15 protein-coding genes are annotated in these 15,011 nt (G+C 71.6%); 9 read left to right on the forward strand and 6 right to left on the reverse strand.

Features of this window, described 5'->3' with window-relative positions:
* Nucleotides 1-1,275, reverse strand: a 1,275-nt coding sequence (locus tag AIIKEEIJ_RS04495) for an amidase (RefSeq protein ID WP_161995039.1), incomplete at its 3' end; no start/stop codon positions are given.
* Nucleotides 1,276-1,471: 196 nt separating this feature from the next.
* On the opposite strand from AIIKEEIJ_RS04495, the gene AIIKEEIJ_RS04500 reads away from it, so the two are divergent.
* The gene (locus AIIKEEIJ_RS04500; protein ID WP_161995040.1) at nt 1,472-2,509 is read left to right on the forward strand and encodes an alpha/beta fold hydrolase; all 1,038 of its coding nucleotides are present in this window, start codon (nt 1,472-1,474) and stop codon (nt 2,507-2,509) included.
* A gap of 22 nt (nt 2,510-2,531) precedes the next feature.
* Here the strand turns inward: AIIKEEIJ_RS04500 and AIIKEEIJ_RS04505 are convergent, their stop codons facing one another.
* Nucleotides 2,532-3,164, reverse strand: a complete 633-nt coding sequence (locus AIIKEEIJ_RS04505; protein ID WP_072635490.1) for a cysteine hydrolase family protein — start codon at nt 3,162-3,164, stop codon at nt 2,532-2,534.
* Between the two features lie 65 nt (nt 3,165-3,229).
* A complete protein-coding gene (locus AIIKEEIJ_RS04510; RefSeq protein ID WP_161995041.1) occupies nt 3,230-4,744 on the reverse strand; it encodes a permease in 1,515 nt (504 codons plus the stop codon).
* 286 nt (nt 4,745-5,030) lie between these two features.
* Here AIIKEEIJ_RS04510 and recO point away from each other — a divergent pair, with 286 nt between their 5' ends.
* From recO to AIIKEEIJ_RS04530, 4 genes are read left to right on the forward strand one after another with little or no spacing between them, the layout of a single operon-like run.
* Nucleotides 5,031-5,846 (forward strand): DNA repair protein RecO, encoded by an 816-nt coding sequence (gene recO, locus AIIKEEIJ_RS04515; RefSeq protein WP_080688608.1) that lies wholly within the window; start codon nt 5,031-5,033, stop codon nt 5,844-5,846.
* Nucleotides 5,803-6,609 (forward strand): isoprenyl transferase, encoded by an 807-nt coding sequence (locus AIIKEEIJ_RS04520; RefSeq protein ID WP_037200968.1) that lies wholly within the window; start codon nt 5,803-5,805, stop codon nt 6,607-6,609. Before recO ends, AIIKEEIJ_RS04520 begins: the two co-directional genes overlap by 44 nt.
* Nucleotides 6,606-7,079, forward strand: a complete 474-nt coding sequence (locus AIIKEEIJ_RS04525; protein ID WP_049904230.1) for a hypothetical protein — start codon at nt 6,606-6,608, stop codon at nt 7,077-7,079. The genes AIIKEEIJ_RS04520 and AIIKEEIJ_RS04525 overlap by 4 nt, the downstream gene beginning before the upstream one ends.
* Nucleotides 7,076-7,591 (forward strand): T3SS (YopN, CesT) and YbjN peptide-binding chaperone 1, encoded by a 516-nt coding sequence (locus AIIKEEIJ_RS04530; RefSeq protein ID WP_006943910.1) that lies wholly within the window; start codon nt 7,076-7,078, stop codon nt 7,589-7,591. Before AIIKEEIJ_RS04525 ends, AIIKEEIJ_RS04530 begins: the two co-directional genes overlap by 4 nt.
* A 10-nt stretch (nt 7,592-7,601) precedes the next feature.
* On the opposite strand, the gene AIIKEEIJ_RS04535 is transcribed toward AIIKEEIJ_RS04530, so the two are convergent.
* Together AIIKEEIJ_RS04535 and AIIKEEIJ_RS04540 are read right to left on the reverse strand one after the other, a co-directional pair.
* Entirely contained in the window at nt 7,602-8,030 is a 429-nt protein-coding gene (locus tag AIIKEEIJ_RS04535) for a Fur family transcriptional regulator (protein ID WP_006943911.1), read from the reverse strand.
* Nucleotides 8,031-8,038: 8 nt separating this feature from the next.
* Nucleotides 8,039-8,425 carry a metalloregulator ArsR/SmtB family transcription factor gene (locus AIIKEEIJ_RS04540; RefSeq protein ID WP_161995042.1) on the reverse strand — a complete coding sequence of 129 codons (387 nt, stop codon included), beginning with the start codon at nt 8,423-8,425 and terminating at the stop codon, nt 8,039-8,041.
* A gap of 168 nt (nt 8,426-8,593) precedes the next feature.
* Here AIIKEEIJ_RS04540 and AIIKEEIJ_RS04545 point away from each other — a divergent pair, with 168 nt between their 5' ends.
* On the forward strand, nt 8,594-9,985 hold the full coding sequence (locus AIIKEEIJ_RS04545; RefSeq protein WP_006943913.1) for a glycine--tRNA ligase: 1,392 nt from the start codon (nt 8,594-8,596) through the stop codon (nt 9,983-9,985).
* Nucleotides 9,986-10,052: 67 nt separating this feature from the next.
* Here the strand turns inward: AIIKEEIJ_RS04545 and AIIKEEIJ_RS04550 are convergent, their stop codons facing one another.
* Nucleotides 10,053-12,071, reverse strand: a complete 2,019-nt coding sequence (locus AIIKEEIJ_RS04550) for a TPM domain-containing protein (RefSeq protein ID WP_161995043.1) — start codon at nt 12,069-12,071, stop codon at nt 10,053-10,055.
* An 84-nt stretch (nt 12,072-12,155) separates the two neighbouring features.
* Between AIIKEEIJ_RS04550 and AIIKEEIJ_RS04555 the strand changes: the two genes are divergently transcribed.
* The 3 genes from AIIKEEIJ_RS04555 to dnaG all read left to right on the forward strand — a co-directional run.
* Nucleotides 12,156-12,845 carry a YdcF family protein gene (locus tag AIIKEEIJ_RS04555; RefSeq protein WP_373566438.1) on the forward strand — a complete coding sequence of 230 codons (690 nt, stop codon included), beginning with the start codon at nt 12,156-12,158 and terminating at the stop codon, nt 12,843-12,845.
* Nucleotides 12,846-12,856: 11 nt separating this feature from the next.
* The gene (locus AIIKEEIJ_RS04560) at nt 12,857-14,128 is read left to right on the forward strand and encodes a deoxyguanosinetriphosphate triphosphohydrolase (protein ID WP_161995044.1); all 1,272 of its coding nucleotides are present in this window, start codon (nt 12,857-12,859) and stop codon (nt 14,126-14,128) included.
* Nucleotides 14,129-14,145: 17 nt separating this feature from the next.
* A partial coding sequence (gene dnaG / locus AIIKEEIJ_RS04565) for a DNA primase (RefSeq protein ID WP_161995045.1) occupies nt 14,146-15,011 on the forward strand: 866 nt, incomplete at its 3' end.

Below are 15,011 nucleotides of genomic sequence, written 5' to 3' on the forward strand. Positions count from 1 at the left end.
GATGTTCACGCTCGGCCAGCCCAGGACGTTCCACGGCCAGGTGTAGGGGCAGGCGGCCGTGATCACCTTGTCGGTGGCCCAGCCCCCGAGGCCGTCCATCGCCTCCACCACCGGGGGTGGGGTGGCGGTGGTGGGGGCGAGGATGACGTCGAAGCGGTCGAAGATCGTGCCGATGCGCCGGCGGATGCGTGGTTCGGCGGCGCGAGCGGCGCGCAGCGGACGGCCGCGCAGCAGCCGGCCGGTGCGCGCGTTCGCGCGGGTGCGCGGGTCGGCGAGGGCCGGGTCGGGCAGCCGCCGCACCCAGTCGTCGATGCCGGCCATCGACCGGGGCAGGAAGTTCAGGCCCAGCAGCTTTCCGTAGGCCGGGTCGGCGACGGTCACGTCGTGGCCGAGGGCACGCAGCGTGCCGGCGAGGGCTTCGACGCGCGCGCGGATCTCGGCGTGCAGTCGGGTGCGGGTGGCGGTGTAGGGGCGCGCGAGCGAGAGCGCGATCCGCAGCCGGCCCGGATCGCGACCCACGGCGTCGGACACCGTGACGGCTTCGGCTTCGTGCAGGTCGCCGACGTGGTTGCCCGCGACGGCGTCGAGCAGCAGTGCGGCGTCGGCGACCGTGCGTGCCAGGGTGCCGTGGGTGGTGAGGCCGTGGAAGGCCTCGGGGTCGGGCCACATCGAGATGCGGCCGCGTTGCGGCTTGATTCCCACGAGGTTGGTCCAGGCGGCCGGGATGCGGACCGATCCGGCGCCGTCGGAGCCGAGCGCCGCGGACACCAGGCCCGCCGAGACCGCGGCGGCGCTGCCCCCCGACGAACCGCCGGGGGTGTGGTCCCGGTGCCAGGGGTTGCGGGTGTGGCCGAAGGCGCTGCCGCCGGTGAACGGCCACTGCCCCAGTTCGGGGGTGTTCGTCTTGCCGACGATCACGGCGCCGGCGGCCCGCAGCCGCCGCACCACCTCCGCGTCCTCCTCGCGGACGGCGAACTCGCCGGCGCATCCGAACGCGGTGATCTCGTGCGCGATGTCGGTGTCGTCCTTCACCGCGACCGGCACACCGAGCAGGGGGAGACGGACGCCGGCGGCGAGACGCCGGTCGGCCTCCTCGGCCTCGGCGAGCGCCTGCTCCCGGCGGACGCCACGGAAGGCATTGAGTGCGCGATTGCCGGCCTCGATGCGTTCCAGGGCCGCGCGCGTCGCGGCGACGGACGTGGTGGCGCCGGCGGCGAGGGCGGCGGCCTCGGCGGCGAGGCCGGGCGCTCGGGTGTCTGCCCGTGGTGCGGTCATACGGCTGCGTCCCCCTTCGTGGTGTTCGTTCGAACGAACAATAACGCGTTCCAGTTCGTCTCGTCGAGGGCGGGATGCGCAGAAATGTGGCGCTCGTCACATTCGCGGGAGGCGCGACGATCGGTTGGGTATGCCCCCGGGGATATCGCGGGAGCCTCCCCGGGGTGTCGTAGGGACCGGCTGTCAGGAGATACACATGGGTTCATCGCGCACACGCAACCTCCGGCGCGTACCGGACACGGAGACGCGGATGGTCTTGCGCACCATCCACGGGTACCGTCGCGCGTTCCGGATTGCCGGCGAGGGACCTGCGCTGCTGCTGATCCACGGGATCGGCGACAACTCCTCGACCTGGCGGGAGGTCATCCCGCACCTGGCCCGCAGGTACACGGTCATCGCACCGGACCTGCTCGGCCACGGCCGCTCCGACAAGCCCCGCAGCGACTACTCGGTCGCCGGGTACGCCAACGGTGTGCGTGACCTGCTGTCGGTCCTGGGCATCGAGCGCGTCACCGTGGTCGGGCACTCCCTCGGCGGCGGCGTCGCGATGCAGTTCGCGTACCAGTTCCCGCAGATGGTCGACCGGCTCGTCCTGGTGGCCGCGGGTGGCGTCACCAAGGACGTTCACCCGGCGTTGCGCCTGCTGTCCCTGCCGGGACTGAGCGAGGCGCTCAAGCTGCTGCGCCTACCGGGCGCCATGCCCGCGATGCGCATTGCCGGTGGCCTGCTGGGCCGGTGGCACGACACCCCCTTGCGTCCCGGGGTCCTGCTGCACGACACCTCGGATCTGATCCGGGTCCTGAGCGGATTGCCCGATCCCACCGCGTGCGAGGCGTTCCTGCGCACGCTGCGGGCCGTCGTGGACTGGCGTGGTCAGGTGGTGACGATGCTCGACCGCTGTTACCTGACCGAGGACCTGCCCGTGCAGCTGATCTGGGGTGAGCACGACAGCGTGATCCCGGTGGATCACGCGCACCTGGCGCATTCGGCGATGCCCCATTCCCGGCTCGACGTCTTCCGCGGCGCCGGCCATTTCCCGTTCCGGGACGATCCCATCCGGTTCGTGCGGGTGGTCGAGGAGTTCCTCGACTCGACCGCGCCCGCCGAGTTCGACGAGCAGCGCTGGGGCCGGCTGCTGATCAACGGCGTGAGCGAGAGCCGGATCACCGGCGGTCCGGCCACCCGCCGGGCCGTGCTCGGCGCGATGGGCGCCGACGAGCGCAGCGCCACCTGAGCGATCCCGGCGCCCGCCGCCGCTAGACGGGGGCCGCGCTCCACAGTGCCCGGAGTTTCTCGGCGGTCACCACGGTGCCGAAGTTCTGGGCCACTACGGCCACCGACGCATCGTGAGCGGCCGGGCTGTAGGTCGCGGCGCAGTCCTCCACCAGGGACACCCAGTACTCGTGGAACAGGGCGCTGCGCAGGCTCGACTCGACGCACACCTCGGTGGCCACCCCGGTGAACAGCAGCGATTCGATGTTCCGTGAGCGCAGGACGTCGTCGAGGTCGGTGCCGACGAACGCGCTGAACCGGTGCTTGACGACCACCGCATCCGCGTCTTGCGGTGCGACGCCGTAGAATTCGGCGCCCGCGGTGTCCGGCCGGCAGGTGAGCCCGGTGCGGGCCGCGTCGGGTCCGTCGCCGACCCGTCCGAGCCACTGTGGCGTGTCCGTGGTCTCGTCGTGAAGGGTGCGGACGAACACGATCTGCACGCCGGCGGCCCGCGCCGATGCGATGAGGCCGGCGAGGCGCGGTGCCATGGCGACCGCGGCCGTCACGTCGAAACCGCAGCGCGCCAAGGCGCCGTCCGGGGAGCAGAAGTCGTTCTGCATGTCGATCACGACAAGCGCGCAGCGCTGTGGGTCGTAACGGAAGGGAATCGAATCCATCGTCGGGTCCTCGGGGTAGGGGATAGAAGGAAAGTCGGGGACGGGTGTGCTCACGTCGGCCGAGGTCACCAGATGACCACGGCGGCCAGGGTCGCGACGACGAGGCCGGTCACGACGGGAACGGCGAGGTGGCGGACCATGTCGGTGACGGAGACCTTGCAGAAGCCGGCCACCACGACGAGGGACGACCAGATGACCAGGGTGCCCCCGCCGGTCCAGGTGGCGCCGTTCTGGGCGATGGCGGCGAGCGTCGCGGTGTCGATGCCCGACTGCGGGGCGAGGGCGGCGGCCAGGCCGCCGGTGAGCGGCAGGCCCGCCCAGCCGGACCCGTCCAGGCCCATCGCCATTCCGATCACGAGCATGCTCAGGGCGACGAAGAGTCCGTTGTCCGGGATGAAGCCCTGCACGCCCTCGACGGCGTCGAACAGGAAGGCCGGGCCGGTACCGTCCTCGAGACCCAGGATCGCACCGGAGTAGTCGGGGATGCCCATGTACACGAATCCCGCGACGGGAAGGATGATGCCCATCGCCTTGAAGGCGTAGGACAGGCCGTCGACGAAGTGCGTCGCGCAGAACTCGAGCGCCTCCTGCCTGCGGGCGGTGACCGTCACCAGTGCCATCAGGATCATCGCCGTCCCGCCCACCAGGGACGCGCCGGCGCCGTCCGACCACGGCACGAGGTCGGTGAACCGGCCGAGCAGCATGTAGACGAGCACCGCGGCGAACGCGGCCGGCACACCGACTGCCCACCGGCGGGCCAGGCGCGGGCGGCCGGTGATGCGGGTGCCCTCGTCGTATCCGGGACGTTCGTCCTCGAGAACGTCGACCGCACGCTCGGGCGTGGGCTCCGCCGGCGCGGCGCTCGCCGGCACGGGGTTGCGTGCGCCGCCGCCGGCCGCGGATCCGGGGTGCCCGCCCCCGCCGCCCGTCCCCGGCGTGCCGGCGCCGCCCGTCATCCGGCGGCGCACGGTGAGGAACCAGGCCAGCACCGCGGCGACGACGCCGACGATCAGCGAGATCACCAGCGCGCGACCGGCGATGTCGTCGGCGGGCACCCCGGCGCCGCTCGCGGAGATCGACGGGGCCAGCCCGATCACGTAGTCCGAGGCAATGGACATCCCCTGACCCGAGATCGCCAGGGCGAGCGCCGCACCCAGGGGTGGCAGCCCGGCCTTGATCGCGGCGGGCAGCAGCACGGCCCCGATCAACGCGAGGGCGGGCGTCGGCCAGAAGAACAGCGACAGGAGATAGGTGAACACGAACAGCACCACGTAGGCGACGCGGCCGTTGATCATCCACCGGCTCATCGGCCGCACCATCATCTCGTCGGCGCCGATGCTCCGCATCGCGGCCAGCATCGAGGTGACCGCCGCGATGACGACGAAGATCTCGAACAGCGCCGAGCCCGAGGTGAGCGTCGCCCGGAACACCGCCATCACGGCGTTCGCGACGTTGCCGTCGTAGGCGAGGGCGGTGGCGAACGTCGCCACCACTGCCGGGATCATCACGTTCTTGCGCAGGGCCATGGCCACGAGGAGGGACACGAGGCCGAGCAGGAAGACGATATGGGCGGTGGTCACGGGTGGCTCCTCCAGCGGGCTGAGGCATCGGGCCGGGGGATCGGCGCCGCCGCGGGGCGCAGGCCCGCCTGGGCCCCGCGCTACGGGCGTCGCCGCACCGGATGTCGTCCGATGGTGCTGGGTCCGGCCCGGTTCGGCAAGGGCGAAAATGACCGAACCGCAGGGGGTTCTGCTGTGCAGGTTGCAGGGAGGGTGACGACCGCGTTTCGGGTCGGCCGGGTCTGTGAACAACGCGAAAAATCCGCGCCGCCGCCTCGGTGTCGGCCCGGCGTGACAGACTCGCAGGGTGAGGTTGTACCGGGATCACGCGGTGGTGCTGCGCCAGCACAAGCTGGGCGAGGCCGACCGCATCGTCACGCTGCTCACCCGTCGCCACGGCCTCGTGCGGGCCGTCGCGAAAGGGGTGCGGCGCACCCGCTCGAAGTTCGGGGCGCGGCTCGAGCCGTTCGCGCACATCGACGTGCAGTTGCATCCGGGCCGCAGCCTCGACATCATCACCCAGGTCCAGACCGTCGATGCGTTCGGCGCCGACCTCGTCGACGACTACGGCCGCTACACCACCGCGTGCGCCGTGCTCGAGACCGCCGAACGGCTCGCCGGTGAGGAGCGCGCCCCCGCCCCGCAGCTGCACCGCCTCACCGTCGGTGCGCTCCGTGCCCTGTCCGACCAGGTCCGGCCGCCGGAACTGATCCTCGACGCCTACCTGCTGCGGGCCATGGCCTACGCCGGCTGGGCGCCGGCGATCAGCCGCTGCGCTCGCTGCGACGAGCCCGGCCCGCATCGCGCGTTCCACGTCGCGGCCGGGGGAGCGGTATGCGTGCGGTGCCGGCCGCCGGGCGCCGCGACCCCCGGCGCGGGTGTGCTGGATCTGATGGACGCGCTCTTCCACGGTCGCTGGCAGGGCACCGACACGGTGTCCGAGGCGACCCGCGGGCAGGCCAGCGGCCTGATCGCCGCCCACCTGCAGTGGCATCTGGAGCGGCAGTTGCGGACCCTGCCGCTGATCGAACGCGGCCGTCCCCATGCGGTGGCTGTGGGCGGGGAGACGGTCGGGCAGGATGGGGAGCGTGATTCGACGCCGCACCCCGCAAGCATCGCGTGACCGCGAGATCCGGCCACCCGACCCGCACCCGTCCGGCGCCCGCCCGCCCGGTCTGCAGCCCGAACTGATCCCGCGGCACGTCGCCCTGGTCATGGACGGCAACGGCCGCTGGGCCCAGGAACGCGGTCTGCCTCGCACCGCCGGCCACGAACGCGGCGAGGCGGTGCTGATGGACACCGTGTGCGGGTGCATCGAGATGGGCGTCAAGTGGCTCTCGGCGTACGCGTTCTCCACCGAGAACTGGAAGCGCAGCCCGGACGAGGTGCGCTTTCTCATGGGCTTCAACCGGGACGTGATCCGCCGCCGCCGCGACGAGATGCACGAGATGGGGGTACGCGTGCGCTGGGCCGGACGCCGGCCGAAGCTGTGGCGCAGCGTCATCAAGGAACTCGAGATCGCCGAGGAACTGACCCGCGACAACGACGTGATGACCCTCACCATGTGCGTGAACTACGGAGGTCGCGCCGAGATCGCCGATGCCGCAAGGGAGATCGCGCGTCGCGTGGCCACGGGTGAGCTCGACCCGGAACGCGTCACCGAGGCCACGGTTGCGCGGTACCTCGACGAGCCCGACATGCCGGACGTGGACCTGTTCCTGCGGCCGTCCGGGGAACAACGCACCTCGAACTTCCTGCTCTGGCAGTCGGCCTACGCCGAGATGGTGTTCCAGGACAAGATGTTTCCCGACTTCGACCGTCGGGACCTGTGGGCCGCCTGCGTGGAGTACGCCTCGCGCGACCGCCGCTTCGGGGGCGTGAAGTGACGGGCCCCGGAACGGGACCGGAGGAGCGGAGGCCGGCCCCCGGCGGGGTGGACCCGAGCGGCCTCGGCCTGCGCGACCGGGTCGCGGCCGCGCTGGCGGAGTTCGTCGCCATGCACGAGCCCAGGACGAACGGCGACGATGCGCTGGGATTCGACTATGCGGGCGTGCCGTGCGCCGTGCGGGTGGTGACCCTCACCGAGGGTCTCGACGTGGTGTCGCTGACCGGCGTCCTCGCGTGGGACCTGCCGCTCGACGACGCGTTGCGCACGCGGGTCGCCGGGGCGGCCGACGCGCTGCAGTTCGGGTCGATACACCTCGTCGAGCGGGACGCCGAGGCGGACGTGGTGCTGCGGTACTCCTTCCCCGCCACCGGCCTTCGGGACTCGCCCCTGACCACGATGCTGCTGCTCGTGCTCGGCGGCGCCGGCGACGCGCGCTCGGCCGTCACGGGCACGGGCGGATCCGAGTGAGCGAACTCGACTGGGACTCCCCGATCGCCACCGGGAACGACGACGCGCTGCGTGCCGCCGTGCTGCGTGTCTTCTCGGCGGTCCTCGCCGAGGAGATCGAACCCGACACGGACGGCGACGTGCCGATCTGGGTCGACGATGTGCTCACCTACGCCGTCGTCGATTCGCGGGCCGGGGTGGTGGAGCTGACGACGTACCTGGTGGAGCGGATCGCCGGTCGTACCCGCGCGGCCGAGGTCCTCGTCGACCTGCAGGCGCAATGGCCGGACGCGCGGCTCGAGTTGCACCAGGACCGGGTGACGGCGGTGCAGCGCGTCCCGGCGCGCCCGCTGGTGCCGGTGCACCTGGCGCGCGCGGTCGCGGTGGTCGCGGCGCTGGTGCCGCATGTGCCCGAACTGGCGGCGCGGCTCGGCGGCCGGGCGTGCGTGTTCGACGAGCCGGGCGACGAGACTGCCGGCGAGGTGGTCGACCTGCTGGGCGGGTGCGGCTGCGACGGCTGCGGGTGCCGCTGACCGTCGTCGGTCAGCGCGACGTCGCCGGCGCGGCGTCCGCGCAGTCGCGGCAGGTGCCGAAGATCTCGACGGTGTGGCTCACGTCGACGAAACCGTTGTCCTCGGCCACCTCGTGCGACCAGCGCTCGACCGCCGGCCCGTCCACCTCCACCGTGTAACCGCACGCCCGGCACACGAGGTGGTGATGGTGACCGGACGAGCAGCGCCGGTAGACGGACTCGCCGCTGTCGGTGCGCAGCACGTCGACGGTGCCGGCTTCGGCGAGGGACTGCAGCGTGCGGTAGACGGTGGTCAGGCCGATGCCCTCGCCGCGCTTGCGCAGTTCGTCGTGCAGGTCCTGGGCGGAGCGGAACTCCTCGATCTCGTCGAGCAGCGCGGAGATGGCGCTGCGCTGCTTGGTGGAGCGGACTCCGACTACGGGTTTGTGGGCGGGCGACACGACTACGGTCAACCTTCCTCGACGTGGGCGACGGCGTCGACGACGATGTGGGCGAGATGGTCGTCGACCAGACGGTAGAGCACCTCGCGGCCGGCGCGTTCGCCGCGGACCACGCCCGCGGCCTTGAGGATGCGCAGGTGCTGGCTGATCAGCGGCTGGGTGACGCCGAGCGCGCCGACCAGTTCGTGTACACAGCGTTCGGATTCGCGCAGTTGCAGCACGATGGCGATGCGCACCGGTGCGGCCAGCGCGCGCAGGAGCTCGCCGGCGGCGGCGAGGGTTTCCCGCGACGGGGCGGGTGCGGGGGACGGCGTCGCCGATCCCGGGCGGCAGTCGTCGTACGGACGGTCCGGGGCCGCGGCGTCGCCGCCGTGGCCGGTGTCGGCAACGCTCAACGGATCTCCTTCGTGGACTGGCGGCCGCGTTATTGCAAACCGATTCCATTTTGATATGCATGAATGTGCATGTCAACCGGCGTGCAGTTCGACCGCCCCGCGCGGAGCGATAGGCTTACGGGTCGACGCACGCTGCGAAACCCCGCATCGAAGATGGAGTGAATCCGAGTGGCACCGAAATCCAAGATCGATACCGTCGCCAACCTGGCCAAGCGCCGGGGCCTGGTCTACCCCTGCGGTGAGATCTACGGCGGTACGAGGTCGGCCTGGGACTACGGGCCGCTCGGCGTGGAGCTCAAGGAGAACATCAAGAAGCAGTGGTGGCGCAACATGGTCACCAGCCGCGAGGACGTCGTCGGTCTGGACTCGTCGGTCATCCTGCCGCGTCAGGTGTGGGTGGCGTCGGGCCACGTCGGGGTGTTCAACGATCCGCTCGTCGAGTGCCTGAGCTGTCACAAGCGCCACCGCCAGGATCACCTGCAGGAGGCGTACGCCGAGAAGAACAAGCTCGACGATCCCGACTCGGTTCCCATGTCGGAGATCTCCTGCCCGGACTGCGGCACCAAGGGCCAGTGGACCGAGCCCCGTGACTTCAACATGATGCTCAAGACCTACCTCGGCCCGATCGAGAGCGAGGAGGGGCTGCACTACCTGCGCCCCGAGACCGCACAGGGCATCTTCGTGAACTTCGCGAACGTGCTCACCACGTCGCGCAAGAAGCCGCCGTTCGGAATCGGCCAGATCGGCAAGAGCTTCCGCAACGAGATCACCCCGGGCAACTTCATCTTCCGGACCCGCGAGTTCGAGCAGATGGAGATGGAGTTCTTCGTCAAGCCGGGCGAGGACGAGCAGTGGCACCAGTACTGGATCGACTACCGGATGGACTGGTACACCGGGCTCGGCATCAACAAGGACAACCTGCGCCTGTACGAGCACCCGCAGGACAAGCTGTCGCACTACTCGAAGCGCACCGTCGACATCGAGTACCGCTTCCACTTCCAGGGCAGCGAGTGGGGTGAGCTCGAGGGTGTCGCCAACCGCACCGACTTCGACCTGTCGACGCACGCGCAGCACTCGGGCGCCGACCTGAGCTTCTTCGACCAGACCACCAACGAGCGGTACACCCCGTACGTCATCGAGCCGGCAGCGGGCCTGACGCGGTCGCTCATGGCGTTCCTCGTCGACGCCTACAGCGAGGACGAGGCGCCCAACGCCAAGGGTGGTGTCGACAAGCGCACCGTGCTGCGCCTCGACCGCCGGCTCGCCCCGGTCAAGGCGGCGGTGCTGCCGCTCTCGCGCAACGCGGACCTGAGCCCCAAGGCGAAGGACCTCGCCGCGCAGCTGCGCCAGCACTGGAACATCGAGTTCGACGACGCCGGCGCCATCGGCCGCCGCTACCGTCGCCAGGACGAGATCGGCACCCCGTTCTGCATCACGGTCGACTTCGACACCCTCGAGGACCAGGCCGTCACCGTCCGCGAGCGCGACACCATGGCGCAGGAGCGCGTCGGCCTCGACCAGGTCGAGGGCTACCTCGCCCAGCGGCTGATCGGCGCCTGACCACAGAGCCTCCGTGAGAGGGTCGGCCGCCTCGCGCGACCGGCCCTCTCACGCTGCGCGGCCGGGACTAGAACCGGCCCCCGCTCGACCCCCCGAAGCCCCCGCCTCCGCCGAAGCCCCCGCCCCCGAAGCCGCCGCCCCCGAAGCCGCCCCCACGGCCACCGGTCAGGATGCTGTTGATGAGGATTCCGCCGAGCACCGCACCCGCGATATTGCCGCCGGAGGCGCCGCCGCGGGGCGGACGCTGCTGACGCTCCCAGCGCTGCACGTCGTTCTGCGCTGCGCGCAGCGCGTTCGCCGCGAGGGTCGCGGCCGCCTGAGCGTGCTGCAGCGCCTGCCCCGGTTCCTGCGCGGCGAGCCGCTGCGCGGCGTCCAGGTGGCGCTGCGCCTCGGACAGCCGGGTGCGGGCCTCGGCGCCGATCACACCGCGCCGCGTCCCGATGAAGTCCGCCGCGGCGGTGACCTGCGATCGAGCCGCCCCCAGATCCTGTTCGAGGCGCCGGCGGGTGCGCTGCGCCTCCTCCTGCGCCTGACGGGTCCGATCGCGCAGCGCGTCGAGTCGTGCGTCCGCTTCCACGACCCGGGTGAAACTGCCCAGCGGGTCGGTGTTCATGTCCGCCCGGGCGTGGTCGAGGGCCGCCTGCGCGGCCTTGCGGGCCTCGGCGAGTTCCGCACCACCCGCGGCGGCGAGCTGTTCGGCGTCGGCGATGCCCTGTGCGGCGTCGGCCATCGCGGCCGGCAACGTCGCGATCGCCCGCCGGATGTCGTCGGCGGCGTGGTCGACTGCGTCGAGCATCGTGGCAGCGTGCCCGAGAGCACCCTCCGCTTCGCGGATGGCTCGCACGGCGTCGCCCTGCTCGCCGACGGGACGTGCCACCGCGGTGCGGCCCTGATCGACGGACTTCTCGGCGAACTCGATCTCGTCCTGCGCCAGCGTCACGTTGTCCGTGATCGGGGCGAGCGCGCCGGCCGGGAACTCCGTTCGCAGCTCGGTCAGCGTCGCCTCGGCCTGGGGCAACCGCGCGCGCAACGCGATCGCGCGCTGTGTGAGCGCGTCGAGGCGGGCGGGTGCGTCGAGCAGGAGGTCGCGCATCCGGTCGAACGCCTCGACCTGCGCGTCGAGTTCCCGGTCGGCCTGGCCGCACGACGAGATCAACTGCACGAGCATGTCGCGCTGCTGCTGGGGCGTCTCGGGGATGGCGTCGTCGAGCCGCTGCCGGATCTCGAACGCGGACGCCAGAGCCGACTGCGCCTGTCGATAGGCGCGGTCGAACGGCTGGACCGCGGCATCGCCGAACTCTCCGCGCGCCAGCTCGAGCGCCTCGGCGCTCGAGCGAACGGCGTTATCCGTCTCGACCAGGATCTTCTGGGCGTACAGCTCGAGGCCCTCGAGCGGCAGCTCGCGCAGCGCGTCGGTGTCGGTCGGGTCGGTGGCCGCCGCCGCCTGGGCGCCTGCCTCGGCCCGCTTGCGCTTCGCGCGCCGGGAGTACAGGTACACCCCCCCGGCCCCGGCCGCGATCACTCCGCCGCCGACGAGCAGCGTGGTGCCGGAGCCGGAACCCGCCGCCGACAACGCCGCGTCGAGACCCTCGGCCGCCGCCACCGCGGCCCCGGCCCAGTCCTGGCTGCGCAACTGCGGCACGATCCGGTCCGCGCTGATGGCGTCCCGTTCGGACGCGGTGACCCCGGACAGGGCGTTCGGCGTCCACAGCGCGTACTCGCGGTCCTGCGTGGCCACGGCGAGCAGGGCCGTGTCCGTCCCGAAGTTGCTGGCCTGCGCAGTCCGCTCGGTCCAGTCGTCGGACGACAGTCCGGAGAACGTCGGCACGTACGCCACCCACAACTGCACCCCGTGCTCGGCGTAGAGCGCGTCTGCTGCCTGCTGGATCTGCGCCGTCGCCGCCGGATCCAGTACTCCGGCGGTGTCGGTGATCGGCTGGGGAAGCCGGAAGGGCGGCTCGGCCGTCGCCGAACCGGGCAGCACCAGCCAGGCCAGGGCCGCGAGCAGGATCGGCACCGACATCGACAGCGAGCGGCGGAGCGGGCGGGCCGGAAGCGGCCGGACGGCGACCGAATACGGTGACATGCGTCGAATCTATCGGCTCGCATGCGCTGTCGCCCGTGGCGCGTCGCCGGGTGGGCGCGCTCGGAACACTGGCAGAATCGGGGAGTGAGTACCGCAGCCCGCCCACGCCCGGCCCCGTCCCTGCCCGAACCCCCGCGCGGGTTCGGTGCGGGCGTCGCGCGCTGGACGCGCCGGCTGGTGCTCGGGGTGCTGCTCGCGGCGATCGCCGTCCTCGCCGGAACCGCGGTCCGCGTGTGGCAGGTGGCGCGCATCGACGACTGGAGCCGGGCCGACGCCATCGTGGTCCTCGGCGCCGCCCAGTACTCCGGCACCCCGTCGTCGGTGTTCCAGGCCCGGCTCGACCAGGCCCTCACCCTGTACGAGAACGGGGTGGCCGAGCGGATCGTCACCGTCGGCGGCAAGCAGGAGGGCGACCTGTTCACCGAGGCGGCGTCCGGCAAGAACTACCTGATCGCGCAGGGAGTGCCGGAGTCGGCGATCACCGCCGTCGAAGAGGGGTCGGACACGTTGCTCAGCGTCGAGGCGGTCAGCCGGGAGATGGCCGGGCAGGGACTGCACTCCGCGGTGCTGGTGAGCGATCCGTGGCATTCGCTGCGCACTCGCACCATGGCCCGCGACGCCGGTCTCGACGCGTGGACCGCGCCGACCCGCACCGGCCCCGCCGTGTACACCCGGGAGTCGCAGCTGCACGGGATCGCCCGCGAGACGGGCGCGCTGATCTGGTACCAGCTCACCCACGACTCGGCGGACTTCCCCTACACGGCCGCGCAGTGAAGGAGGACGTGATGCCGGGCTACAGCGAACACGAACTCGAGCGGCGCGTCGCCGAGGTCCCGAAGGTGTCGGCGCTCGCCGGTGCCGAGCCGGCGACCGCGAGCCGTACGCCGTTCGCGCGGGACCGTGCCCGCGTCCAGCACAGCGCCGCGCTGCGACGGCTCGCCGACAAGACCCAGGTGGTCGGCCCCCGCGACGGTGACACTCCGCGCACCCGGCTCACCCATTCGATCGAGGTCGCCCAGATCGGCCGCAGCATCGCCGAGGGCCTCGGCTGCGACCCCGACCTGGTGGACCTCGCCGGCCTCGCGCACGACATCGGACACCCGCCGTACGGCCACAACGGGGAACGCGCCCTCGACGAGGTGGCCGCGAGCTGCGGCGGGTTCGAGGGCAACGCGCAGAATCTGCGGATCCTCACGTGCCTCGAGCCGAAGATCCTCCACCCCGACGGCACGAGCGCCGGTCTGAACCTCACGCGCGCGACACTCGACGCGACGCTGAAGTACCCGTGGACCCGCCCGGCGGCGGGCGCGAAGTTCGGTGCCTACGACGACGACGCCGAGGTCCTCGCCTGGGTGCGCGACGGCGCGCCCGACCGGCGCAAGTGCCTCGAGGCCCAGATCATGGACTGGTCCGACGACGTCGCCTACTCCGTCCACGACGTCGAGGACGGCGTCATCGACGGACGGATCGACCTGCGTGTGCTCACCGACCCGGCGTCGGTGAACACGCTCGTCGATCTCGGCATGCGCGAGTTCTCCGGCCTGGACCCGAACGAGCTGGTGGAGGCGGCGAAGCGACTGTCGCAGATGCCGGTGGTCCAGGCCGTGGACACCTACGACGGCAGCCTCGCGTGCTCGGTGGCACTCAAGCGCCTCACGAGCGAGCTCGTCGGCCGATTCGCGACGGCAGCGATCATCGGCACCCGTGCCGTCACCGGCGACCGGCCCGTCACCCGCTACGACGCCGACCTCGTCGTTCCGCCCGTCGTCGCGTCCGAGGTGGCGCTGCTCAAGACCATGGCCCTGCAGTTCGTGATGTCCGACGCCGCCCACCGGCAGCGTCAGGAACGGCAACGTGAACGGATCCACCGCGTCGCCGAATGGCTGATGCGCACGGCGCCGGTCGGCCTCGACCCGTTCTTCGTGCCGCTGTGGGACGCCGCCGTCGACGACGCCGCCCGCATGCGGGTGATCGTCGACCAGATCGCCTCGTGCACCGAGGCCCGGCTCGAACGGATCGACCGCGACAGCCTCGCCGCTCAGGCGAGTTGGGGGTAGCGCCTAGACTCGTCGTCGTGGCCGGGCGTATTTCAGACAGAGACATCGCGGCCGTCCGCGACCGCGTCCGGATCGAGGACATCGTCGGCGAGTACGTCGCCCTCAGGCGCGGCGGCGCCGACTCGATGAAGGGGCTGTGTCCCTTCCACGACGAGAAGTCCCCGTCCTTCCACGTCCGCCCCAACCACGGTCACTTCCACTGCTTCGGCTGCGGCGAGGGCGGCGACGTGTACTCGTTCCTGCAGAAGATCGAGCACATCAGCTTCGTCGAGGCCGTCGAGCAGCTCGCCGACCGGGTCGGCTACACCCTCAACTACGAGGGCGGCGGTCCGTCGGTGCAGCGCGACCGGGGCACCCGCGCCCGGCTCGTCGCCGCCAACGCGGCCGCGCAGGAGTTCTACGCCGAGCAGCTGCGTACGCCCGGCGCGCAGGCGGCGCGGGACTACCTGACCGAGCGCAGCTTCGACGAGTCCGCGGCCGAGGTGTTCGGGTGCGGTTACGCCCCCGACGGCTGGGATGCCCTCACCAAGCACCTGCTCACCCGTGGCTTCGAGTTCGCCGAGCTCGAGGCCGCCGGGCTGTCCAAACAGGGGCGCCGCGGACCCATCGACCGGTTCCACCGGCGGCTGCTGTGGCCGATCCGCAATCTCGCCGGCGACGTCATCGGTTTCGGTGCCCGTCGGCTGTTCGACGACGACACGCTCACGGCGAAGTACGTCAACACCCCGGAAACGTTGCTCTACAAGAAGTCTCAGGTGCTGTTCGGCCTGGACCTGGCCAAGCGGGAGATCGCCAAGGCGCACCAGGCCGTGATCGTCGAGGGCTACACCGACGTCATGGCGATGCACCTGTCGGGCGTGAAAACCGCTGTGGCCGCGTGCGG

The organism is Rhodococcus sp. YH1 (genome assembly GCF_009939605.1).
Classification (GTDB): domain Bacteria; phylum Actinomycetota; class Actinomycetes; order Mycobacteriales; family Mycobacteriaceae; genus Rhodococcus; species Rhodococcus aetherivorans.